This is a genomic window from Caldanaerobius polysaccharolyticus DSM 13641 (assembly GCF_000427425.1).
Taxonomy (GTDB): Bacteria; Bacillota; Thermoanaerobacteria; order Thermoanaerobacterales; family Caldanaerobiaceae; genus Caldanaerobius; species Caldanaerobius polysaccharolyticus.
In genome coordinates this window covers 676085-700733 of sequence record NZ_KE386494.1, presented here as the reverse complement: position 1 = coordinate 700733, position 24649 = coordinate 676085, and the positions used below count along the sequence as shown (strand labels likewise).

At 45.0% G+C, this 24649-nt stretch carries 20 protein-coding genes and 1 riboswitch; of the genes, 16 read left to right on the top strand and 4 right to left on the bottom strand.

Translation table 11 applies throughout. The features are described from left to right. Positions 1-6: 6 nt before the first annotated feature. From CALPO_RS0104375 to CALPO_RS0104365, 3 genes are read right to left on the bottom strand one after another with little or no spacing between them, the layout of a single operon-like run. Positions 7-1185 carry an ABC transporter permease gene (locus CALPO_RS0104375; RefSeq protein WP_026486245.1) on the bottom strand — a complete coding sequence of 393 codons (1179 nt, stop codon included), beginning with the start codon at positions 1183-1185 and terminating at the stop codon, positions 7-9. Next, a complete protein-coding gene (locus CALPO_RS0104370; protein ID WP_026486244.1) occupies positions 1178-1873 on the bottom strand; it encodes an ABC transporter ATP-binding protein in 696 nt (231 codons plus the stop codon). The genes CALPO_RS0104375 and CALPO_RS0104370 overlap by 8 nt, the downstream gene beginning before the upstream one ends. Beyond that, the gene (locus CALPO_RS0104365) at positions 1873-3666 is read right to left on the bottom strand and encodes an HlyD family efflux transporter periplasmic adaptor subunit (protein WP_026486243.1); all 1794 of its coding nucleotides are present in this window, start codon (positions 3664-3666) and stop codon (positions 1873-1875) included. Before CALPO_RS0104365 ends, CALPO_RS0104370 begins: the two co-directional genes overlap by 1 nt. 162 nt (positions 3667-3828) lie before the next feature. Between CALPO_RS0104365 and CALPO_RS0104360 the strand changes: the two genes are divergently transcribed. Both CALPO_RS0104360 and argH read left to right on the top strand, forming a co-directional pair. Beyond that, positions 3829-5040, top strand: coding sequence for an argininosuccinate synthase (locus CALPO_RS0104360; RefSeq protein WP_026486242.1), 1212 nt, complete (start codon positions 3829-3831; stop codon positions 5038-5040). Continuing rightward, the gene (gene argH / locus CALPO_RS0104355) at positions 5037-6413 is read left to right on the top strand and encodes an argininosuccinate lyase (protein ID WP_026486241.1); all 1377 of its coding nucleotides are present in this window, start codon (positions 5037-5039) and stop codon (positions 6411-6413) included. Before CALPO_RS0104360 ends, argH begins: the two co-directional genes overlap by 4 nt. Positions 6414-6462: 49 nt before the next feature. On the opposite strand, the gene safA is transcribed toward argH, so the two are convergent. Continuing rightward, positions 6463-7416 (bottom strand): SafA/ExsA family spore coat assembly protein, encoded by a 954-nt coding sequence (safA, locus tag CALPO_RS0104350; RefSeq protein ID WP_026486240.1) that lies wholly within the window; start codon positions 7414-7416, stop codon positions 6463-6465. 128 nt (positions 7417-7544) lie between these two features. Between safA and CALPO_RS0104345 the strand changes: the two genes are divergently transcribed. The 14 genes from CALPO_RS0104345 (at position 7545) to purN (ending at position 24632) form a co-directional block, all read left to right on the top strand. After that, entirely contained in the window at positions 7545-8213 is a 669-nt protein-coding gene (locus tag CALPO_RS0104345) for an N-acetylmuramoyl-L-alanine amidase (RefSeq protein WP_245589909.1), read from the top strand. Positions 8214-8348: 135 nt separating this feature from the next. Beyond that, positions 8349-10580, top strand: coding sequence for a formate C-acetyltransferase (gene pflB / locus CALPO_RS0104340; protein ID WP_026486238.1), 2232 nt, complete (start codon positions 8349-8351; stop codon positions 10578-10580). Positions 10581-10856: 276 nt separating this feature from the next. Then, positions 10857-12338 (top strand): L-fucose/L-arabinose isomerase family protein, encoded by a 1482-nt coding sequence (locus CALPO_RS0104335; protein ID WP_026486237.1) that lies wholly within the window; start codon positions 10857-10859, stop codon positions 12336-12338. Between the two features lie 170 nt (positions 12339-12508). Next, positions 12509-13960, top strand: a complete 1452-nt coding sequence (gene guaB / locus CALPO_RS0104330; protein ID WP_407638207.1) for an IMP dehydrogenase — start codon at positions 12509-12511, stop codon at positions 13958-13960. Positions 13961-13969: 9 nt separating this feature from the next. Further along, positions 13970-15499, top strand: a complete 1530-nt coding sequence (gene guaA / locus CALPO_RS0104325; protein ID WP_026486235.1) for a glutamine-hydrolyzing GMP synthase — start codon at positions 13970-13972, stop codon at positions 15497-15499. A 90-nt stretch (positions 15500-15589) separates the two neighbouring features. Continuing rightward, a riboswitch (purine riboswitch) is annotated at positions 15590-15691 on the top strand. A gap of 24 nt (positions 15692-15715) precedes the next feature. Beyond that, the gene (locus tag CALPO_RS0104320) at positions 15716-17215 is read left to right on the top strand and encodes an NCS2 family permease (RefSeq protein WP_084295160.1); all 1500 of its coding nucleotides are present in this window, start codon (positions 15716-15718) and stop codon (positions 17213-17215) included. A gap of 66 nt (positions 17216-17281) precedes the next feature. Then, positions 17282-17773: a 5-(carboxyamino)imidazole ribonucleotide mutase gene (gene purE / locus CALPO_RS0104315; RefSeq protein WP_026486233.1), complete on the top strand. Its 492-nt coding sequence runs from the start codon at positions 17282-17284 to the stop codon at positions 17771-17773. Continuing rightward, positions 17774-18481, top strand: coding sequence for a phosphoribosylaminoimidazolesuccinocarboxamide synthase (purC, locus tag CALPO_RS0104310; RefSeq protein ID WP_026486232.1), 708 nt, complete (start codon positions 17774-17776; stop codon positions 18479-18481). An 11-nt stretch (positions 18482-18492) separates the two neighbouring features. After that, the gene (purS, locus tag CALPO_RS0104305) at positions 18493-18738 is read left to right on the top strand and encodes a phosphoribosylformylglycinamidine synthase subunit PurS (RefSeq protein ID WP_026486231.1); all 246 of its coding nucleotides are present in this window, start codon (positions 18493-18495) and stop codon (positions 18736-18738) included. Positions 18739-18740: 2 nt separating this feature from the next. Next, complete coding sequence (purQ, locus tag CALPO_RS0104300) at positions 18741-19403, top strand: phosphoribosylformylglycinamidine synthase subunit PurQ (RefSeq protein ID WP_026486230.1); 663 nt, start codon at positions 18741-18743, stop codon at positions 19401-19403. Positions 19404-19419: 16 nt separating this feature from the next. Next, positions 19420-21618, top strand: a complete 2199-nt coding sequence (purL, locus tag CALPO_RS0104295) for a phosphoribosylformylglycinamidine synthase subunit PurL (protein WP_026486229.1) — start codon at positions 19420-19422, stop codon at positions 21616-21618. Continuing rightward, entirely contained in the window at positions 21585-23009 is a 1425-nt protein-coding gene (purF, locus tag CALPO_RS0104290) for an amidophosphoribosyltransferase (RefSeq protein ID WP_026486228.1), read from the top strand. The genes purL and purF overlap by 34 nt, the downstream gene beginning before the upstream one ends. Then, positions 23002-24018 carry a phosphoribosylformylglycinamidine cyclo-ligase gene (purM, locus tag CALPO_RS0104285; RefSeq protein WP_026486227.1) on the top strand — a complete coding sequence of 339 codons (1017 nt, stop codon included), beginning with the start codon at positions 23002-23004 and terminating at the stop codon, positions 24016-24018. The genes purF and purM overlap by 8 nt, the downstream gene beginning before the upstream one ends. After that, positions 24015-24632 carry a phosphoribosylglycinamide formyltransferase gene (purN, locus tag CALPO_RS0104280; protein WP_026486226.1) on the top strand — a complete coding sequence of 206 codons (618 nt, stop codon included), beginning with the start codon at positions 24015-24017 and terminating at the stop codon, positions 24630-24632. The genes purM and purN overlap by 4 nt, the downstream gene beginning before the upstream one ends. The last annotated feature ends 17 nt before the right edge of the window (positions 24633-24649 follow it).

Here is a 24649-nt window from a genome sequence, read left to right as displayed (position 1 = left end):
TTCACCTCACTCATATCTTAAAGCGTCAATGGGATTTAATCTGGATGCCTTAGATGCTGGGTACGAACCGAATACAATACCTACTCCTAAGGAAAATAGAAACGCCACTATTACCGACGATGGGGAGACTATCGCCGCCATTATACCGCTTTTATTGAGGTACATGGATATAGCGACTCCTAATACAATTCCTGTAAGTCCTCCTACCCCTGATAATACCAGAGCCTCTATTAAAAACTGCATGACAATGTCCTTTCGCCTTGCTCCTATAGCCTTTCTTATACCTATTTCCCGGGTCCTTTCTGTTACTGATACCAGCATGATGTTCATTATGCCTATGCCGCCTACAATGAGGGATATGGATGCTATGGCGCCAAGGAGCAGTGTCAGAGTCCTGGTGCTGTTAGAAAGGGTGTCCAGCATATTTTGCATGTTAAATATCCTGAAGGCATTGGAGGATTTAAAGCGGTTTAAAAGATACTCCTGAATAATGTTAAACACTGTATTTACCGCTTGCTCATTGCTTGCCTCTATGTAATACGTCCTTATAAATGCGTTTTGAAGAAGCCGTTGACATGTGGTAACGGGTATGATTATTCGGTCGTCTTCTGAACCTTGAGTAGATCCTTGCCGTTCCTGCATCACACCTACTATGTTCAGTATATTGCCGTTGATTTTTATGTTCTGGCCTATGGGGTTGCTAAATCCAAAGAGCTCTCTCGCCACGTATGAACCTATCACGGCTACTTTTCGCCTCATCGTTACGTCGTCCTGGCTTATAAACCTTCCTGATGCCATGGTTATGTTTTGAATTCCGCTGTACTGTTCATTGGTGCCTATAAGCGATGTATTGTAGAAGTTATCCATGTATTTTATGGTGACATCGCCATTGACGACAGGAGCGATGCCGCTTATAAGGCTGCTGTTTTCTTTTTGGAAATTCTGTATATCGCTATACGCAATGTCTCTTGAACTCTCTCCCCTCATTATGTTTACGACTATGAGGTTAGTGCCCATGCTTTTTATGTTGTTCACGATTTTTGCCGTGGCGCCCTGAGCTAAAGAGGTGAGAATGATGACAGAGGAGACGCCGATTATAAGGCCCAGCATTGTTAAAAAGGACCTCACTTTATTAGACAGGATGTTCTTTATCGACATTATAAAAGCTTCATACATTCTACGCATGATTTTCCTCCTGTCTTACTATTTTCCCGTCGGATATCATGATCAGCCTTTTACCGTAACTTGCGATTTTCATGTCGTGAGTTATGAGCACTATTGTCTTTTTCTCTTTTTCATTGATCATGGCAAGTATCTTCATCACTTCTTCTCCGCTTCTGGAATCCAGGTTACCCGTGGGCTCGTCGGCGAGGATGATTTCAGGGTTTGTTACCAGCGCCCTTGCGATGGCGACCCTCTGCTGCTGCCCTCCTGACAGCTGCGATGGATAATGGTATAGCCTTGAGCCCATGCCTACTGACTCTAACAGTTGTCTGGCGGCTTTTAACCTCCTGCTTTTAGGGACGCCTGCATATATGAGGGGCAGCTCCACGTTTTCTATTGCTGTCAATTTGGGTAGAAGGTTATAGTATTGAAAGACGAACCCTATCTTTTTGTTTCTTATGGCGGAGAGTTCATCGTCATCCATTTTTCTAGTATCCACGCCATCTAAAATATACGTGCCGGATGTGGGCACATCCAGGCACCCCAGGATATTCATGAGAGTGGATTTGCCGGAACCTGAAGGGCCAATCACTGTAGTAAAAGAGCCTTTTTCAATCTCCAGAGAAACATCGTCAAGGGCTTTTACTATTTCTTCACCCATCTTATAGTACTTGCATACATTTTTTAGATATATCACTGCCACGTCTATTACCTCCCACGTCCACCCATAAAACCACCACCGAAACCTCCTCCGAAGCCTCCGCCAAAACCTCCTCCGGGTCTGCTATTTGATTGGCTCTGACCGCTTTGACTGCTGTTATTACTGCTTATAGAATAAGGCAGGATTACCGCGGCTCCCTCGTCCAAACCGCTTTTTACCTCTACCATATTGTCGTTGGACAATCCCAATTCCACAGGGGTTAAGAGATTTCTAAAGGAGTTGTTAGAACGTGAGCGCGTGTAACCACCTGCATTTCTGTTTCTGCTATTATTTCCTCTGGCGAATTGGAAACTGGTAAACTGGCCCGTCCTTGCTGAGGGTTGAGAGCCGGATGTAGAGCTCGTGGACTGCCTCAAAAGCGAAGTAAGCCTTGTTATGTCAAAATCGGCAGGTATGTTTTTCTTTTGAATGACGAAATTGCGTCCACCTAACTTGATTATGGCGGACTGGGGCAATACTATCACGTCTTTGGCAACAGCTACCTCTATCTCGGCATTGGCGTTCATTCCTATCTTAACGTTTGCAGGGTTGTCTATGGTTATGTCCACGTTGTAGGTAGTGACGCCATTTTGCGACGTGCCTTGTTCTGCAACCTTGCTTACTTTGCCGCTGTACGTTTTGCCTGGAATGGCGTCTAATGTGACTGTTACATTCTGACCCACTTTAATGTTTGAGATATCCAGCTCATCCACGGGGATGGTGAACTTCATACCAGATGTATCGGCTATGGTGGCTATTTGCTGCCCTTCTTTTACCCCATCTCCCGGGTTTACCAGAAAAGACGTTATCACTCCGTTAAAAGGTACTTTTATTGAGTAATTGTCAAGGGCGCTTAGCTGGGAATTATAGTTGTTTAATGCTATTTCATATTGTAACTGAGCCTGCTTTAAGTTGCTGGTTACGTTGTCGCTAGAGATGGTAGCTATGATGTCTCCTTTTTGGACGTAATCGCCCGGGTTTACGCTGAGAGATGCTATAGTTCCTGCTACCTGAGATAAGACACTGGAGGTATTTGATGCCTGTACAGAGCCTGGGGCCAGTGAATACGATTTACCTTGAGGGGTATTTACGAATATGTACATCTCGGTGTTTAACTGGAGTGAACCTGGGTTTTTAAACTGGATGCTCACGTCTCTGGCTTTTATGCCGTTTTTATACGAATAGCTGGCGCTGATGTGGTTTACATAGCCTTTTACCTGCGACGATCCATCAGTTATCTGGGCATAGGCTTTATCACTTATTTTTAGTTTGCTGGCGAGGATTTCGCTAAAGGGGGCTGTGACGGTAAGATTACTGGTATCCTGTATAGTTGCAATGGCCGTATTTGCAGCTACAGAATTTCCTTTTTGTACTGACAAGCTGGAAATGTAACCTGATATAGGAGCCCTTATCGTTAGGCTATCGGAGTTTTTTTCAGCACCTTCCAGATTCATTTTGGCTTGCTCCAGTTGTAGCTCGCTGTTTTTTATGTTGCTTGTAAAAGATGAGTTATCCAGTACGCACAAAATGTCTCCTGCCTTTACGCGGTCACCTTCGCTAAAATTGACCTTTAACACCGTAGAGCTTACCTGTGATAAAATGTTTGCCGTCTTAATAGGTTGCACAGGCCCACTGCCGGTTACTGTGACGGATATGTTGCCTTTTCTCGCTATGACTGTAGGAAGCTGCTGTTGGGTTGCTTTTTTATGGCTGGATGCGTAATAATAGGATAAGCCACCGATGGCGATGAGCGCGATGAGGATCAGTGGGATGTGCTTTTTGAAAAATTTCAGTATTTTCACGATACCCTCCCCTTATAAATTGTATTGTTAGATGATTATAATTTATAATTATGGCGCATTTGTGATTTATTTGTTAATAAATTGTGAATCCGATGTATTGCATAAATATAAATATTAATGTATAATAATACAAAGATTTTATATGCGAGGGGAGTAAACGAGATGAAGGGAAATAAAAAGGTTGTTTTGGCCTATTCTGGAGGATTAGATACATCTGTTATAATTCCGTGGTTAAAAGAGAAGTATGGTTACGAAGTGATTGCGGTTTGTGTAAACGTAGGTCAGGGAGACGAGCTGGAGGGAATTGAAGACAAAGCACTGAAGAGCGGCGCGTCCAAAGTATATGTGGAAGATGTAGTAGAGGAGTTTGTAACTGATTACATATTCCCTACGCTGAGAGCAGGAGCAATATATGAAGGCAAGTACCTTTTGGGGACGTCTTTTGCCAGGCCGTTGATCGCCAAAAAGCTGGTGGACATTGCATTGGCAGAAGGAGCGGAAGCCATATGTCACGGCGCCACGGGCAAAGGCAATGACCAGGTTCGCTTTGAGCTCGCTATAAAAGCATTAGCCCCCGAGTTAAAAGTTATTGCGCCGTGGAGGGAGTGGGAGTTTAAGTCAAGGGAAGATGAGATAGAGTATGCACAGGAGAAAGGTATACCTGTGCCTGTTACTAAAGAAAAGCCCTACAGCATGGACAGAAATCTATGGCATTTAAGCCATGAAGGGGGAGACCTTGAAGACCCGTGGAATGAGCCTAAAGACGACCTCTATATGATAATAGTACCGCCTACCCAGGCTCCTGATGAACCTGAATACGTGGAAATAGATTTTAAAGAGGGAATACCTTATAAAGTCAACGGAGTCGAGTACGGGCCTGTGGAGCTCATAAGGGTGCTCAATGAAATAGCGGGGAGAAATGGCGTAGGTATAGCGGACATCGTGGAAAACCGCCTGGTGGGTATGAAGTCCAGGGGCGTATATGAGACCCCTGCGGGAACCGTTTTATATATAGCTCACATGGAATTGGAGCGGCTGACACTGGATAAGCAGACTATGAGGTTTAAGGATATGGTAGCTCACAAGTACGCGGAATTGGTGTACGATGGCATGTGGTTTACAACCCTCAGGGAGGCGTTGGACGCCTTTGTAGACGTGACGCAGAAAAACGTAACTGGTACCGTCAGGCTGAAACTGTATAAAGGAAGTTGTATTCTGGCTGGTGTTAAGTCACCTTATTCGCTGTACAGCCAGGAATTTGCTACCTTTGGCGAAGACCAGGTGTATAATCAGAAAGATGCAGAAGGCTTTATAAACCTCTTTGGCCTGCCTTTGAAAATTAAGGCTTTGATGGAGAAAGGGAAGACAAAATGAAACTATGGGGAGGCCGATTTGAAAAGGATACGGATAAACTTTTGGAAGAATTCAATGCCTCTATAGATGTAGATGGGAGAATGTACGAACAGGATATAAAAGGAAGCATAGCCCACGCCATGACTTTGCACAAGGCCGGTGTACTGAGCGAAGAGGAACTTAAAAGGATTATTGAGGGCCTCAACGGTATATTGAACGATATAAAAGAGGGTAAAGTGGAGTTTACGCGGGAAAATGAGGACATTCACATGAACATAGAGGCGCTACTGACCGATAGGATAGGAGAAGCTGGGAAGAAACTGCATACCGCCAGGAGCAGAAACGATCAGGTTGCGGTTGATCTCAAGCTTTATATGAGGGATGAGATAAAGGACATATTAAGGCTTTTAAGATCTCTGGTGAATACCCTTCTTAATATAGCAGAAGACAATGTGGATACCTTGATGCCGGGATATACCCATCTGCAGAGGGCACAGCCAGTTACTCTGGCCCATCATCTGGTGGCCTATTGCTGTATGTTTTTGAGGGATATGGGAAGATTAGAGGATTGTGTTAAAAGAATGAACGTGTCGCCATTGGGATCAGGAGCCCTGGCGGGTACCACGTATAACCTGGACAGGGGATATACCGCGCAGCTGTTGGGATTTGATGGAGTTACATTGAATAGCTTGGATTCCGTCAGCGACAGAGATCATGCTATAGAGTTTTTAAGTGCCGCTTCTATAATCATGATGCATTTAAGTCGCTTTTGTGAAGAACTGATACTGTGGAACTCTAAGGAATTCGGTTTTGTAGAAATAGACGATAGCTTTGCTACAGGGTCCAGCATGATGCCCCAGAAAAAAAATCCCGATGCAGCGGAACTCATAAGGGGCAAAACGGGAAGGGTTTACGGGGATTTGATAACGCTTTTGACGCTCATGAAAGGTCTACCCCTGGCTTACAATAAAGACATGCAGGAGGATAAAGAAGCTGTATTTGATGGGATAGATACCATCAAGGCCTGTGTAAAGGTATTTGATGGTATGATGAAGGCGATAAAGTTCAATAAGGAGAATATGAGAAATTCAGCTAAGAACGGGTACATGAACGCGACGGATATGGCTGATTATTTGGTCAGAAAGGGTATGTCTTTCAGGGAAGCCCACGAGATAGCAGGGAAGGTGGTAAAAAAGGCCATAGAACAGAGGTGTGCACTAGAAGATCTGGACATTGACATTTTAAGGTCTTTTTCTGACAAATTTGAAGAGGATATTTACGACGCACTGGACCTGGATAAAGGCGTGCACAGCAGGGCGGTAATAGGGGGGCCTGCTAAAGAAATGGTCCAGATGGCGATAAAGAGGATAAAAAATGCTGTGCTGCGCGTTTAGATGAATTTAGAGAAGGAGAGCTTTGTACTGGAGCTCTCCTTTTTCCACATCATTCGTTGATTTCCGCTTCGCTTTTTTCTGTCCTTTCGTCTTCTTGTTGTGTAGTGGAGCCAAAGGGTATGCACAGGACCTGTCCTGGGAATATTTTATTGGGATCGGTTATTTGCTGATTTGCTTTTATAAGTGCATCTAGAGATACGCCGAACATCTTGGCAATTGACCACATAGAATCCCCCGATTTTACAGTGTAATATGTCCGACAGCGCTCATGCGGCATATGGTGTAAAGGTGGGCAGTGAGCTGGTATGCATATTACCTGTCCGGGGAAGATCAAGTTGGGATTAGGTATCTGCGGGTTGGCCCTTATGAGGCAGTCTAGAGGAATGCCAAACATCCTGGCAATTGACCACATGGAATCTCCTGCTTTGACGGTGTAGTATGTTTTGCACGGAAGCATAGGGGGTGCAGGTGGGCAGTGAGCTGGTATGCATATTACTTGTCCGGGGAAGATCAAGTTGGGATTAGGTATCTGGGGATTAGCCCTGATAAGGCAGTCCAGGGGGATTCCGAACATCCTGGAGATTGACCACATGCTATCGCCTGGCCTGACGGTATAGACAAATTGACATGGGATATGATATGGTGGGACGTAGCTTTGTTCTTCAACAGAAACGGTTTCATTGACAGAAGCGGCTATTGTAGTTGGTATAAACAGCGTCTGACCGGGGTAAATAGTGTACGGGTACATGATGTTATTTACGTATATTATTGTATAATAAGGTACGCCATATCTTGTTGCTATAGCGTATACTGTATCGCCGGGTTGCACTACATGCTCCACGCCTGTAATGGGAATCCGCAGTACCTGTCCAGGATATATCAGTGCGGGAGATGTAAGGTTGTTGGCGGTTACGGCAGCGTCTACACTGGTGTTAAATTTTTTAGCTATTAAATATATTGTATCGCCTGGCTGGACTATATAGTTGATTTCGCGGGTGAGCATAGTTATCCTCCTTTCTTTTTATCTAGTAACATCCTATGTTAGTGGATTAATTTTGTGACAGAAGCATATAAATTTTATTGGTATGAGTAAATGAGTAAATGCAGGCTTTTCAGGGGGAATAGAAATTGGTGTACATTAGAAATTGCCATTTAGCCATTGCAGCCGCGATTCTGGCGCTAATATTGTTCCTCGACTTATTTTACGATAGCGTTGTGGTGCAAGTTTTTAATGTAAATTCTTACGACGTAGTCATTGACGCTGGACACGGGGGAGGAGACCCTGGAAAAGTCAGCGCCAGCGGTGTAAGAGAAGACGTAATAAATTTAAAGATCGCTACAAAGCTTTATAATATCCTCCAAAAGAATGGTATAAAGGCGATCATGACCCGCAAAAACAATCAGAAATTGGAAGACGGCTCTGACGCCTATAAACTGAAGGGCAGAGCTGAAATAGCTAATGCCTCAGGGGCTAGGGCATTTGTCAGTATACATTTAAATAGTTTTCCTGATTCCCAGTACTATGGCGCCCAGACTTTTTACCAGAGGGGTTCTATAGAAGGGGAGAAGCTTGCTAAGGCGATACAAGCCGAGCTCAAGAAATTGGACAGCACCAATTTTCGCGAGGCGTTGCCTATTGATGGCCTGTACGTGCTCAGAAATACCAGAATACCTGCTGTTATAGTAGAATGCGGTTTTTTGTCTAACCCCACGGAGGAACAACTTTTACAGGATGATGGATATCAGGCCAAATTGGCTGAAGCTATTTATAGAGGCATTAAAGCATATCTTGGCAAATAGAATTCTGCTATTATTTTATATACTGTATACAGTATATTGACTACAAAGATATAAATATGTATAATAAACAATAGGAAGACGAAATAGTGGGATTGGCTAAGTGGTATACAAAGTACAAAGTGAGGAGTGATTGGCGTGGAAAAGGCGTGGAGAGGTTTTAAAGGGGAAAAGTGGCGCAACAAGATAGATGTAAGGGATTTTATACAGAGCAACTACACTCCGTATTACGGCGATGATAGTTTTTTAAAGTCAGCCACGCAGAGGACCCAAAAGGTGTGGAATAAGGTTCAGGAGCTTTTAAAGAAGGAAATAGAAAATGGTGGTTTGCTGTCTGCTGACACCAAAACCATATCTACGATTACATCCCACGGTCCCGGGTATATCGATAGAGAAAACGAGATAATAGTGGGCCTGCAAACCGATGAGCCGTTGAAACGAGCTATAATGCCTTTCGGCGGTATAAGGATGGTTCGTAACTCCTGCAAAGCGTATAACCTTGAGCTGGATCCTCTGGTGGATGAGATATTTACGAAGTACAGAAAGACTCATAATGATGGCGTTTTTGATGTTTATACGCCAGAGATGAGGCTGGCAAGGCATGTGGGCATTATAACAGGCCTTCCCGATGCTTACGGAAGAGGGAGGATAATCGGTGATTACCGGCGCGTAGCTTTGTACGGCATTGATAGATTGATAGAGGACAAGGAGCAGCAGCTTAAGGAGCTGGAAGTGGATGTTTTCGATGAAAGTGTAATAAGGCTAAGGGAAGAAATCGCGGAACAGATAAAGGCGTTAAAAGAGATGAAAGAGATGGCGTCATCCTATGGATTTGATATATCAAGGCCTGCTTACAACGCCAGGGAAGCTGTGCAATGGACTTATTTTGGGTACCTGGCGGCTGTAAAGGAGCAAAACGGTGCAGCCATGTCTTTGGGCAGAGTCTCTACATTTCTGGACATATACGTTGAAAGGGATTTAAGAGAAGGGACGCTTACTGAAGAAGAAGCTCAGGAGTTAATTGATCAGTTTGTTATAAAGCTGAGGATAGTTAGGTTTTTGAGGACGCCTGAGTACAATGAATTGTTCAGCGGCGATCCTGTGTGGGTTACTGAATCCATAGGGGGTATGGGAGTAGACGGCAGGCCCCTTGTGACCAAGAACTCTTTCAGGATTTTGCATACCCTCGAGAATTTAGGTCCTGCACCTGAGCCCAATCTCACGGTTTTATGGTCGGTCAACCTCCCTGAAGGATTTAAAAAGTACTGTGCTAAAGTATCGGTAAATACCAGTTCTATACAGTATGAGAACGACGATATTATGAGGCCTATATACGGTGACGATTACGGAATCGCGTGCTGTGTCTCTGCTATGCCTATAGGCAAACAGATGCAGTTTTTTGGTGCCAGGGTAAACGTGGCGAAAGCTTTGCTCTACGCCATAAATGGGGGCAAGGATGAAAGAGAGGGCGTTCAGGTAACGCCGCCTTTTGAGCCTGTAACGTCGGAGTATTTAGACTATGATGAAGTGATGCAAAAATACGATTACGTGCTGGAATGGCTGGCTAAAACCTATGCGAATACCATGAATGTCATTCACTACATGCACGATAAGTACGCATATGAGAGATCTCAGATGGCATTGCACGATAAAGATGTGATAAGGACCATGGCCTACGGTATGGCGGGATTATCTGTGGCAGCTGATTCGCTGAGCGCCATCAAGTACGCCAAGGTAAAGCCAGTCAGGGATGAGCGAGGCATTGCTGTAGGTTTTGAGGTAGAGGGGAATTTTCCTAAATACGGCAACGATGACGATAGAGTGGATGCTATCGCAGTGGATATCGTAGAGAGGTTTATGAGCAAATTGAGAAAGCACAAGACGTATAGGAATGCCATACCCACCATGTCGGTTTTGACTATTACGTCCAATGTGGTGTACGGAAAGAAAACCGGCGCTACTCCAGATGGCAGAAGAGCCGGTGAACCTTTTGCACCTGGCGCAAATCCCATGCACGGAAGGGATGAGAAAGGAGCTATCGCTTCACTGAATTCGGTGGCAAAACTTCCTTACGACGATGCCCTTGATGGCATATCCAACACGTTTACAATAGTTCCTGAGGCGCTGGGGAAAGATGAGGAGTCCAGGATAACCAACCTCATAGCGCTATTAGATGGCTATATGTCTAAAAAAGGGCATCACATAAACGTAAATGTCTTAAACAGGGAAATGTTGCTGGATGCCATGGATCACCCTGAAAAATATCCTCAGCTTACCATAAGGGTATCAGGTTACGCTGTAAACTTTATAAAACTCACGCGAGAACAACAGCTAGAGGTGATAAATAGGACTTTTCATAAGTCCATATAGACTATCTATAGCCATGTAAGGGCGTTTTAGGAGCAAGTGTACACACTTGCTCCTGATTTTTGTGTATTTTGCTTTACGTTGCATCTATTGATTTTCGCCTGTTATGGTGTATAATGAAGTTAAGCCTTTTCTATGCAGTGAGGTGAGGTTAAAGGAGGGATATGCTAAAAAATATTTTGTAGCCAAAGATGTACGGTCAATTATATAAAATGTTATATATTGTAGGTACATCTTTAATTTTTAATTTTCAAGCGTATAAGGATGGAGGTTATGAACATGGTAAATGTTCCTGAAGTAAAGCTGGGAATTGTGGCAGTGAGCAGGGATTGTTTTCCTGTAGAACTCAGCGAGAGGAGAAGAAGAGCTGTCGTCCAAGCCTGTTCTCAAAAGAGTATAGACATATTTGAGGCCAAGACAACAGTAGAGAATGAAAAAGACGTACTGAAGGCCTTAGATGAGTTAAAGCAAGCCAATGTAAACGCTCTGGTAATATATCTGGGCAATTTTGGGCCGGAAGGGCCTGAGACAATGCTGGCGCAAAGGTTTGATGGGCCGGCGATGTACGTGGCGGCAGCTGAAGAGAGTGAGAACAATCTCATCGACGGCCGCGGCGATGCCTATTGTGGTATGCTCAATGCTTCTTATAATTTAGGGCTTAGAAAGCTAAACCCGTATATTCCTGAATACCCTGTAGGTACGGCCGATGAGATTGCGGATATGATTTCGGATTTTCGCGACATCGCCAGGGTTATAATCGGCCTTTCTAAGTTGAAGATTATCACTTTTGGCCCAAGGCCGCAGGATTTTCTGGCGTGCAATGCGCCCATAAAGCCTTTATATGATCTAGGTATTGAGATTATGGAAAATTCGGAACTGGACTTATTTGAGGCATTTAATAAGCATGAAAACGATAAGAGGATACCTGAAGTCGTGGAGGATATGGAAAAGGAGCTGGGCGAAGGCAATAATTACCCGGGAATATTGCCAAAGCTTGCCCAGTATGAACTGACTTTAAAAGATTGGATGGAGCACAACCTGGGAGCTTCGGAATACGCTGTATTCGCCAATAAGTGCTGGCCGGCATTTCAGACCCAGTTTGGATTTGTGCCTTGCTATGTCAATTCAAGGTTTGCGGCGAGGGGAATACCTATTGCATGCGAGACGGATATTTACGGGGCTTTGAGCGAGTACATTATTACGTGTGCCACCGGTATGCCTGCTACGCTTTTAGATATTAACAATACAGTGCCCAAAGATATGTACGAGAAAAACAGGGAAAAGTTTAAAGGGTATGCCTTAAGTGATCTTTTTATGGGATTTCACTGCGGCAATACTCCCGTATGTCATATGAAATATGCTGCGATGAAATACCAGCTTATAATGCACAGGTTGTTAGAGCCTGATAAGGAACCTGATATAACAAGGGGAACCCTGGAGGGAGCTATAAGGCCAGGAGATATTACGCTTTTTAGGTTGCAGAGCACAGCGGATTGTGTTTTGATGAGTTATGTGGCAGAGGGCGAAGTAATCGATGTGGATCCCGCTTCTTTTGGGGGTATTGGCGTATTTGCGGTTAATCAGATGGCCAGGTTTTACAGGCATGTGCTTATAGCAAAAAGGTATCCTCATCACGCAGGAGTTGCTTTTAAGCATGCAGGAAAAGTGCTGTTCGCAGCGATGAAGATGTTGGGCGTTGAAGATGTATCTTTCAATCAGCCGGAGACAATGCTGTACAAGGGGGAAAATCCTTTTAAGTAATACCTGATATGGTGCAGTATGCGTGTCATGAGAAAGAAAGTCACGGACATGGTGCCCGTGGATTGCTTCTCTTGACACGCTTTTTTATATCTGCTATAGTAATACAAAACACGCGGCAGTCAGAGATTTAAAGCCCGTATGATAAAATTATATGAAAGGAGATGAAGTTGTTGGCAGAGGTGATAAAAGAAGCGCTAACCTTTGATGACGTACTATTAGTACCAGCGAAATCAGAAGTGTTACCTAAAGACGTAGATGTATCTACCAGGTTGACTAACCGGATAAAGCTCAATATCCCCCTGATGAGTGCCAGTATGGATACAGTTACAGAAGCCAGACTAGCTATTGCTATTGCCAGGGAAGGCGGAATAGGCATTATCCATAAAAATATGTCTATTGAGAAACAGGCATCAGAAGTAGATAAAGTAAAGAGATCTGAACACGGAGTAATAGTAGATCCTTTTTACCTCTCACCTGATCACACCATAAACGATGCACTGCAACTCATGGAACGGTATCACATTTCTGGCGTGCCTATCACTGTCAACGGAAAACTTGTCGGGATAATTACCAACAGGGACATACGATTTGAAGACGATTTGAGCAAAAAGATAAGCGATGTCATGACAAAAGAGGGCCTGGTGACAGCTCCTGTGGGAACTACCCTGGAGGAGGCACAGAAGATTCTTAAAAAACATAAAATTGAAAAACTGCCGCTGGTGGACGAGGATTTTAATTTAAAAGGGCTTATAACTATAAAGGATATAGAAAAGAGCATAAAATATCCCAATGCGGCTAAGGACTTAAGAGGCAGGTTACTGGCAGGGGCTGCTGTAGGTATAACAAAAGACATGATGGAAAGGGTTGCGGCACTGGTGGAAGCGGGAGTTGACGTGGTGGTAGTGGATACAGCCCACGGTCACTCCAGAGGTGTCATTGAGGCCGTAGAAAGGATAAAGGAAAGGTACCCTGACCTTCAATTGATAGCGGGCAACGTGGCCACCAGGGAAGCTGTGGAAGACTTGATTAAGGCCGGTGCCGATTGCGTAAAGGTGGGCATAGGCCCTGGCTCTATATGCACTACCAGGGTGGTGGCAGGCGTGGGAGTGCCGCAGCTTACGGCGATAATGGACTGCGCTGAGGCCGCTGATAAGTACGGTATTCCTGTGATAGCTGACGGAGGCATCAAGTACTCTGGCGATATAGTAAAGGCGCTGGCGGCTGGTGCCAGTGCAGTGATGATAGGAAGCCTCTTTGCGGGAACGGAAGAGAGCCCCGGGGAGATAGAGATTTACCAGGGAAGGAGCTTTAAGGTCTATAGGGGTATGGGTTCACTGGGAGCGATGTCTTCAGGCAGCAAAGATAGGTATTTTCAGGAGGATGCCAAGAAGCTGGTGCCTGAGGGCGTTGAGGGAAGAGTGCCTTTCAAAGGGCCTCTAAGCGATACCATATTCCAGCTGATAGGGGGGTTGCGGGCAGGTATGGGATATTGCGGTGCAAAGAACCTGGAAGAGCTTAAGAGGAATGCCCGGTTTGTAAAGATCACCTCTGCGGGTTTAAGAGAAAGCCATCCCCATGATATAATAATCACTAAGGAAGCTCCTAACTACAGCGTGACATGAGGTGAAAAGATGAGAGAGATTGTTTTAATCCTGGATTTTGGAGGGCAGTATACCCAGCTGATAGCCAGGAGGATCCGCGAGGCCAATGTGTATTGCGAGATAGTTCCCTATGACATATCCGTAGATAAAGTAAAGGAATATAAGCCCTTGGGAATTGTGCTGTCAGGGGGGCCTGCTAGCGTATACGTTGAAGATGCGCCTAAGTGCGATCCAGAAATATTTAAACTAGGTATACCTGTGCTGGGGATATGCTACGGAGCACAGCTTATGGCACTGTCTTTGGGCGGAGAGGTGCAGAGAGCTGAGGTGGCGGAATACGGCAAAACCGATTTGCTGGTCAACAACAACACACCTCTGTTTAAGGGCATAGAACGCGAGACGGTCTGCTGGATGAGCCACGTGGACTTGATAGATCAATTGCCTGAGGATTTCAAGGTCATTGCCTCCACTCCCAATACGCCGGTAGCTGCCATGGCTGATGTAAAGCGCAAGCTGTACGCCGTGCAATTTCATCCTGAGGTAGAGCATACGCCCTTGGGAAAAGAGATGATAAGGAATTTTCTCTTTGAGATATGCGACATGAGCGCAGACTGGACCATGGACTCTTTCGTAGAGCAGACCGTAAAGAGCATAAGAAAGACCGTAGGGGACAAAAAAGCCATCTGCGCTATAAGCGGCGGTGTGGATTCAACGGTGGCGGCAGTTTTAGTACACAGGGCTATAGGCGATCAGCTCGTGTGTATTTTCGTGGATAACGGCCTTTTGAGGCTAAACGAAGGGGATGCTGTGGAGAGGGTATTTAGGGATAAATTTGATATAAACCTCATAAGGATTGACGCCAGGAAGCGATTCCTCTCTAAGTTAAAAGGAGTGGTGGACCCTGAGCAGAAGAGGAAGATCATAGGCCATGAGTTTATAAGGGTATTTGAAGAGGAAGCCAGTAAGCTCAAGGGCGCAGAATACCTGGTTCAGGGCACCCTTTATCCCGATGTCATTGAGAGTGGCAATAAAGTGGCCTCTACCATAAAGAGCCACCACAACGTAGGTGGATTGCCACAGGATATGAAATTTAAGCTTTTAGAGCCTTTAAAGAGCCTGTTCAAGGATGAGGTGCGCCTTGTGGGCAAAGAGCTGGGGATACCTGAGGAGATTTTGTACAGGCATCCTTTTCCGGGGCCCGGGCTTGCTGTGAGGGTGCTGGGTGAGGTTACTGAAGAAAAACTGGATCTTCTCAGGCAGGTGGATTACGTCTTTATAAGGGAGCTCAAGGAATCCGGCTATTACAACAAGGTGTGGCAGGCTTTTGCCGTATTGCCTGATATCAAAACAGTAGGGGTTATGGGCGATGAGAGGACATATGCCTATACGGTGGTGCTGAGGGCTGTGACATCGTCAGATGGCATGACAGCCGATTGGGCGAGGTTACCGTGGGAACTGTTGGACTCTATATCAAGGCGTATTGTCAATGAAGTAAAAGGAGTAAACAGGGTGGTGTACGATATAACCTCCAAACCACCAGCTACCATTGAATGGGAGTAAAATACGAACATTAATCCGGTAAGATTGGAGATTTTGATAAAAAACGTATTGACTTTGTCACAACTTTTTGCTATTATAATCTTGCGAGACAACAGAATACGAACATTAGCTCATATAATCTCGGGAATATGGCTCGAGAGTCTCTACCAGGTTGCCGTAAACTACCTGACTATGAGTGAAAGTGTACCTAGGGTTCCAGCCCCATTGGGGGTAACGATGGGGTGTTTGGTCCAAGCGGTACAGGTATGCCAATACCACACCGGTGTGGGAGAAAAGCCCGGACGGATAGGTTTCACTCGCGAAATCTATCCGTCCGGTGTTTTTATTTTCAGGTTTAAAAATAAGTATCAGGGGAGGATTGAAGTGGAAAGTCGAGGTTTTCTGGACAGGTATTTTAAGCTTAAAGAGCATGGGACAACGGTGAGAACTGAGGTCATAGCAGGTATAACCACGTTTATCACCATGGCTTACATCATCTTTGTAAACCCTAACATTTTGGGCACTACAGGTATGGACAAAGGGGCTGTTTTTGTAGCCACTATTTTATCGGCTATTGTGGCCACTATGATAATGGGCCTATTTGCCAATGTGCCTTTCGCGCTGGCGGCAGGCATGGGCATGAATGCGTTTTTTACTTATTATGTAGTAGGACAGCTTAAATACTCCTGGCAGTCTGCGCTGGCCATGGTATTTTTGTGCGGAATAATCAATATAGTAATAACCGTGACCAAGTTGCGCATTATGATCGTGAAAGCTATTCCTGACTCCTTAAAAAACGCTATAGGAGCAGGTATCGGGCTTTTCATATCACTGATAGGCTTTGTGGAAGGTGGCCTTGTGGTAAAGAACCCGGATACACTTGTGCAACTAGGTGATTTTTCTAAGCCTACTACCCTTTTAACCCTTATAGGTCTTATCATCACTGCGCTGCTTATGGTTTTGAGGGTGCGAGGCGCCATTCTTCTGGGTATATTGATAACTACTGTCATAGGTATACCTATGGGCATTTCAAAGATTCCCGAGGCCGTGGTCTCTTTGCCTCCTAGCCTTGCGCCTACTTTTCTCCAGTTGGATTTCAGCCATCTGCTGAGGCCTGAAGTAGGCTTTTTAGGTGTCATAACTATAATAGTAGCATTTAGCTTGGCTGATACCTTTGATACCATCGGCACGTTTATAGGCACAGCTCGAAGGACCAATGTGTTTGACGATGCCAATGGGGAGATTAAAAAGGGAAGTAGATTTCCAACTAAAATGGACAGGGCGTTGTTTGCTGACGCTATAGCTACATCTATAGGGGCTCTCCTGGGTACAAGCAATGTGACTACCTACGTGGAGAGCACAGCGGGTATAAGCGCTGGAGGTCGAACTGGTTTAACTTCTGTAATTACGTCTGCGATGTTTGTTTTAGCACTGTTTTTCGCACCTATCGTGGGTATTGTACCTTCTCAAGCCACTGCTCCTGCTTTAATAATTGTGGGCGTTTTGATGCTAGGTGCTATAACCAACATCAATTTCGAGGATTTCTCTGAAGCGCTGCCGGCTTTTGCCACTGCGGTACTTATGCCTTTTACTTATAATATAACCAATGGAATTGCCGCTGGATTTATATTCTATACTCTTGTCAAAATAGTTACGGGAAAAGCTAAAGAAGTGCATCCTATGATGTACATCTTCGCCATCCTGTTTGTTTTGAGGTATGCATTTTTAAAAGCATAATTGTAAATGTATAAACGAAGTCCGATAGAAATATCGGACTTCAATGTTAAATGAGGAGGGTTTTTTATGCCTAAGGTAGCTGTTGTCATGGGAAGCGATTCGGATTTGCCTTTGATGAAAAAATGCATAAACACCTTAAAAGAATTTGGGGTTGAGTTTGACGTGAGGATAATATCAGCCCATAGGACTCCGGATATAGCTAGTGATTTTGCTAAAAACGCTGTAGGTAAGGGCTATGAGGTAATAATCGCTGCAGCGGGTAAAGCAGCTCATCTGGCCGGTGTTCTGGCTGCTATGACCACATTGCCTGTGATAGGCGTTCCTGTAAAATCCTCAACTTTAGACGGCCTTGATTCACTGCTTTCTATGGTCGAGATGCCCAAAGGGGTGCCTGTAGCCACAGTGGCTATTGACGGTGCTGAAAATGCGGCGCTTTTAGCTGTGCAGATATTGGCCTTAAAGTATCCTGAATTATCTAAAAAGGTTGTGGCTTACAGGGACAAGATGGCACAGGATGTGGCAAAAAAGGATGAGGAAATTAAGAAAGAGGTGTTTTAAATGAAAAAGCTGGATATGCTGTATGAGGGAAAGGCGAAAAAGGTGTATAGGACTGATAACCCCGATCTTTATGTTGTGGATTACAAAGACGACGCTACGGCCTTTAATGGGCAGAAAAAAGGTACCATAATTAACAAAGGGATAGTAAACAATAACATGTCGGCGTTTTTCTTTAAGATTCTTGAGGACAACGGTATTCCTACCCATTTTGAAAAACTGCTATCTGAAAGGGAAATGCTCGTCAAAGCCGTAAAAATCCTTCCTATTGAAGTGCTGATAAGAAACTATGCGGCAGGTAGCCTTTCTAAGAGATTGGGCATAAAAGAGGGGACTAAGCTGGCCTGTACCGTTGTGGAATTCTGCTACAAAAATGACGAATTGGGGGACCCCTTTATAAACGAAGATCACATAAGAGCTATGGGATTGGCTACAGAAGAGGAAATAAGGGTTGTTAAGGAGTATTCGCTTAAAATCAACAATGTGCTTTCGGAGTATCTGATAAAAAAGGGCATTATTTTAGCGGACTTTAAGCTGGAGTTTGGAAAATATAAGGATAAAGTTGTCCTGGCTGATGAAATCTCGCCTGATACGTGCAGGTTCTGGGATGCGAATACCATGGAAAAACTGGATAAAGACAGGTTCAGAAGGGACATGGGAGGCGTGGAAGAAGCGTATTATGAGGTCTTAAAAAGGGTAACCGGTGAGTGAGGAGGGAGAAAATGATAGCGAAGATAAAAGTGACGTTGAAAAAAGGTATATCTGACCCTCAGGGGCAGGCTATAAAAGGTTCCCTCCAGACGCTGGGTTTTACTACCGTAGAGGATGTGAGGGTAGGCAAATACATTGAGGTTGTGATCAAAGAAAGCGATGCACAGGTGGCTTGCAAAAAAGTTAAGGAGATGTGCGATAAGCTGCTTTCAAATCCGGTCATTGAGGATTACACCTTTGAGATAGCGGAGGTGTGATCATGAGAGCGGGTGTGGTGGTTTTTCCAGGGTCCAACTGCGATATAGATTGTTACCACGTGTTAAAAGACGTATTATCTGTCGATACCAGGTATGTTTGGCACAAAGAGACCGACATAGATGATTTGGATCTTATCGTGCTTCCCGGTGGATTCTCCTATGGAGATTATCTGAGGGCAGGGGCTATTGCAAGATTTTCCCCTGTTATGGACAGCGTTATAGCCGCAGCGAGAAAAGGAGTTCCTGTATTAGGGATATGCAATGGCTTCCAAATCCTTACTGAAGCGGGTTTGTTGCCGGGAGTGTTGAGGCGCAACAAAAACCTTAAATTCATCTGTGATACCGTTCAGGTGAAAGTGGTAAATGCCGACTCCCCTTTTACGAGTAAACTCCAATCAGGTCAGGTGCTCAGTATTCCCATTGCACACGGCGAAGGCAATTATTATGCAGATGATGACACTGTAAAAATGCTTCAGGATAAAAATTTAATAGCATTTCAATACGTGGAGGACGTAAATGGCTCGGTACAGCGCATCGCAGGGGTGCTAAATGAAAGCAAAAACGTGTTGGGCATGATGCCCCATCCAGAGAGGGTATCTGAGGGCATCCTGGGAGGAGAAGACGGAAGAGCGATTTTTGAATCGATTGTGGAATATCTCCTTTAGGATTGGGGGACTTAAAATGGGACAAGAGAAGATATGGATAAAGCTGGGCCTTACTGATAGGGAATACGAGATGATAAAGAGTATATTGGGCAGAGAACCCAATATAGTAGAGCTGGGCATGTACAGCGTCATGTGGTCAGAACACTGCGGTTACAAGAATTCTAGGGCGTTGTTAAAGTTTTTGCCTACTCAGGGGCCATATGTGCTGCAAGGGCCGGGTGAAAATGCCGGTATTATTGATATCGGCGACGGAGACGCGATAGTCATGAAGGTGGAAAGCCACAACCACCCTTCTGCTGTAGAGCCTTATCAAGGGGCTGCCACGGGAGTTGGAGGTATACTGAGGGATATATTTACTATGGGAGCCAGGCCCATAGCGTCTTTGAATTCTTTGCGCTTTGGAGATTTAAACGATGATAGGGTGAAGTACCTGTTCAGCGGTGTGGTGGCAGGTATAGCTGATTATGGCAATTGTATGGGAATACCTACAGTAGCCGGTGAAGTTTACTTTAATGACTGCTATAAGGACAATCCGCTGGTCAACGCTATGAGCGTAGGCATAATGAAAAAAGACAGGATAAAAAAAGGAGTAGCTAGTGGAGTAGGTAATACTGTTATGTTGGTGGGGTCTGCTACCGGCAGAGACGGCATAGGAGGCGCCAGCTTTGCTTCTGAGGAATTAAGTGAAAAATCAGAAGAAAAAAGACCTGCTGTGCAGGTAGGGGACCCTTTTATGGAGAAGCTGTTGCTGGAAGCGTGTCTTGAGCTTTTTGAATCCGATGCCGTTGTGGGCATACAGGATATGGGAGCTGCTGGCATTACCTCTTCCAGCTGTGAAATGGCCGCGAGAGCTGGGACGGGCATTGAGATAGATATAGACAAGGTGCCTAAAAGGGAGACAGGGATGACGCCTTATGAAATCATGTTGTCTGAGTCTCAGGAGAGGATGCTGGTGGTTGTAAAGAAAGGTAGAGAGCCGGAGGTAATAGATATATTCAATAAATGGGGGCTCCACGCTGCGGTTATCGGCGTGGTAACCGACGACGGTATGCTTACTGTAAAGGACAAAGGTGAGGTCGTGGCAAGGGTGCCTGCGAAATCCCTGGCAGAAGCGCCTTTGTATGAGAGGGAGTACCAAAGACCTGCGTATCAGGATGAGCTAAACAGCTTGGATGTAGATGCCATACCGCTGCCGGTGGATTACAATAGCGTTTTAATGCGACTTATGGAGGCATTGGATATATGCAGCAAGGAATGGGTTTATAAACAATACGATTACATGGTGAGGACGGATACAGTAGTAACGCCGGGTTCAGACGCTGCGGTATTGAGGATAGAAGGTAAAAGCAAAGGCATTGCCCTTACTATTGACTGCAATGGATTGTACTGCTATCTCAATCCCAGGGAAGGAGCGAAGATCGCTGTAGCAGAGGCGGCGAGGAATCTTTCGGTTAGTGGCGCCATTCCCATGGCTATAACGGATGGCCTGAATTTTGGCAATCCTGAGAAAAAGGAGGTTTACTGGCAGTTTCGCGAGGCGATACTGGGTATAAAAGAGGCCTGTGAGGTTTTGGAGATACCTGTTATAAGTGGGAATGTGAGTTTTTACAATGAGTCTATGGGAAAAGCCATATATCCCACCCCGGTAATAGGTATGGTGGGGCTTGTAGAGGATCTGAGCAGGATTGCCACTCAAGGTTTTAGGGACTCGGGAGACATTATTTTGCTGGTAGGTAAAAATCGCTGCGAACTGGGTGGATCAGAATACCTCAAAGAAATATGGGGCTTGGAGAAGGGAAGCGTACCTTATATAGATTTAAACTTTGAAAAGAGGATGCAGGCGTTTGTGCGAGAGGTCATAAAACTTGGGCTGGTAAAGTCGGCTCACGATGTGAGTGAAGGCGGATTGGCGGTAACCATAGCGGAGAGCTGTATATCGGGTAAAAAAGGCGCGTGTATAGAGTTAAAAGAAGATATAAGACCTGACGCACTGCTCTTTGGGGAATCCCAGTCCAGGGTTGTGATAAGCGCTGATAAAGGCGATGTGGACATGATAAAAGCTATTGCAATGAAGCACGATGTACCTGTAGAGAGCATCGGCTTGGTATGTGATTGCAGCTTAAAGATCTGTGTAAACGGGAAAGGGCTTGTGGATATAAAAGTAGAGGAGATTGAGTCTCAATGGAGAGGAAAAATCAGCAGTATAATGGGCTGAAAGAAGAGTGCGGCGTATTTGGCATATATGACATCAATGGCCATGATACAGCTAGGATTACGTATTACGCCCTTCATGCTCTGCAACACAGAGGACAGGAGAGCGCAGGCATCGCTATTTCCAATGGTAAAATTATAGACTACCACAAGGGCAATGGGTTGGTGACAGAGGTCTTCAACGACAAGAATATCTCTGAGTTGAGAGGGCGCGTAGCGATAGGCCACGTGCGCTATTCCACTACGGGGTTAAACCAGATTTACAATGCCCAGCCCATTGTGGTGAGGTATAGAAATGGCTACCTAGCATTGGCACATAACGGCAATCTCGTCAATGCCGATGAGTTGAGAAAAGAGCTGGAGGAAAGTGGTAGCATTTTTCAGACGTCTACCGACACAGAGATCATCGTACACCTAATAGCTAGGTATATAACGAAGGGCATGGTGGAAGCTGTAAAAATGGCCATGCAAAAGATCAAAGGGGCTTATTCTCTGGTGATCATGACGGAAAAGGCTCTTTACGCTGTAAAAGACCCTAATGGCTTGAGGCCTTTGTGTATCGGATTGTTGGACGATTCTTATTGCTTTGCGTCGGAGAGCTGTGCCTTTGACGTGATAGGTGCCAGGTTGATAAGAGAGGTAAGCCCTGGAGAAATAGTAGAGGTAAGTGAGGATGGCATTAAATCGTATGCGTTGGAAGGGCAAAAAAAGGAGGCTTTCTGCATATTTGAGTATATATACTTCTCCAGACCTGATAGCGTCATAAGAGGTATCAGCGTGTACGCGGTAAGGCGCGAGATGGGCAGGAGATTGGCTATGGAGTATCCGGTAGATGCCGATCTGATCGTTCCTGTCCCCGATTCGGGTATTCCGGCTGCGTCGGGTTATTCTGAGGTATCGGGCATTCCTTACGGAGAAGGGCTTGTAAAGAATAAGTACGTGGGAAGGACGTTTATTCAGCCGGATCAAGCCCACAGGGAGATCGCTGTTAGGCTCAAGTTAAACGTCCTGGCTGAAAGTATAAGAGGCAAGAGGATTGTTCTGGTAGATGATTCCATTGTAAGGGGAACTACCAGCAAAAGGCTTGTTTCTATGTTGAGAAGTGCTGGGGCGAAGGAAGTGCATTTAAGGATAAGCGCGCCTCCTGTAAAATTTCCATGTTACTTTGGCATCGATACCCCATCTAGAAAAGAGCTTATAGGATCAAAGGCGTCTGTAGAGGATATAAGAAAGATGATAGGAGCGGATAGCCTTGGCTACCTCAGTATAGATGGCTTGCTGAGCTGTTTTGATCACGTGGGTTTTTGCACAGGTTGTTTTGACGGCAACTACCCCATAAAAGTGCCTGAAGAAGGCAGCAAATTTAAGTTTGAAGCGGGGGTTTGTTATGGCTGATTATAAAGAAGCGGGGGTTAACATAGATGAGGGCAATAGGGCAGTGGAGCTCATAAAGGACTACGTTCGCTCCACGTCGGTGGAGGGAGTTATAGGTGAAATAGGTGGATTTGGCGGCCTGTTTGCGCTGAAAGGCTACAAGAACCCTGTCATGGTTTCGGGTACTGATGGAGTTGGGACAAAGCTCAAAATAGCTCAGATGCTGGACAAGCACGATACCGTAGGCATTGACTGCGTAGCTATGTGTGCCAATGATGTGGTTTGCCAAGGAGCACAACCCCTTTTTTTCCTGGATTATATAGGCATAGGCAGGTTAAAGGCTGAGCTGGTAGCTGAGATAGTAAAAGGCGTCGCTGAAGGGTGCAGGCAAGCTGAATGCGCCTTAATAGGAGGCGAAACGGCAGAACTTCCAGGTATTTACTCGGAAGGAGATTATGATCTGGTGGGCTTTTGCGTAGGAGCGGTGGAAAGAGATAATATAATCGATGGCGCGAATATAAAAATTGGAGATGCCCTTATAGGATTGCCTTCCAGCGGGCTTCACAGCAATGGGTATACATTAGTAAGGCACGTCCTCTTTAATCTCAACCGCTATTCTGTGTACGACTATATACCAGAGCTAGGTACTACTTTAGGAGAAGAGCTTATAAGGCCTACCAGGATATACGTGAAGATACTGAAAATGATCAGATCCATGAACTATGAAATAAAGGGAATGGCTCACATAACAGGGGGAGGCTTTATTGACAACATCCCCAGGATGATCCCTGAAGGGCTGGGGGTGAAGATTTTTAAAAGTTCATACGCTGTGCCCCCTGTGTTCGAATTTGTCAAAAAATTAGGAGATATACCTTACGAAGAGATGTACAGGACTTTTAACATGGGTATTGGGATGGTTTTGGCAGTAGCCCCTGACAAAGCTGACGATTTGATAAAGGCGTTAAAATCCAAGGGCGAAGATGCTTATATGATCGGCGTCGTGACTGACAGGAAAGGTGTAGAGATATGAATAGAGTGGTGGTATTGGTTTCTGGGGGAGGAACTAATCTTCAGGCCATTATTGACAGCGTTAAATCCGGTTACCTTAACGTAGAAATAGCAGCAGTAATATCTGACAGACCCGAGGCTTATGCGCTGGAGAGAGCCCGTTTAAACGGCATACAGGCCCTTTGCTTGTCCCGAAAAGAGCTGGGAAGAGAAAAATTTAACAAGGAGCTTTTGGATACAGTAGCGGGTTATCAACCCGACCTGGTGGTATTGGCGGGTTTTTTGACCATACTGAGCAGTGAATTTGTAGATAGATTTCAAGGCAGGATTATCAACATACATCCTTCTCTTATTCCTTCCTTCTGCGGGAAGGGATACTATGGAGAAAAGGTACACAAAGCGGCAATAGAATACGGCGTAAAGATAAGTGGGTGCACGGTGCACTTCGTGGACGCTGGTACTGATACAGGCCCTATAATATTTCAGGAAGCGGTTCCCGTTAAAGATGACGATACTCCTGAAACCCTTGGGGCGAGGATTTTGCAGCATGAGCACAAGCTATTGCCCAAAGCTATAAAATATTATTTTGACGGTAAACTTAAAGTCCAGGGCAGAAGGGTATATATTTCCTATTAATCATTTTGGTGGAGGGA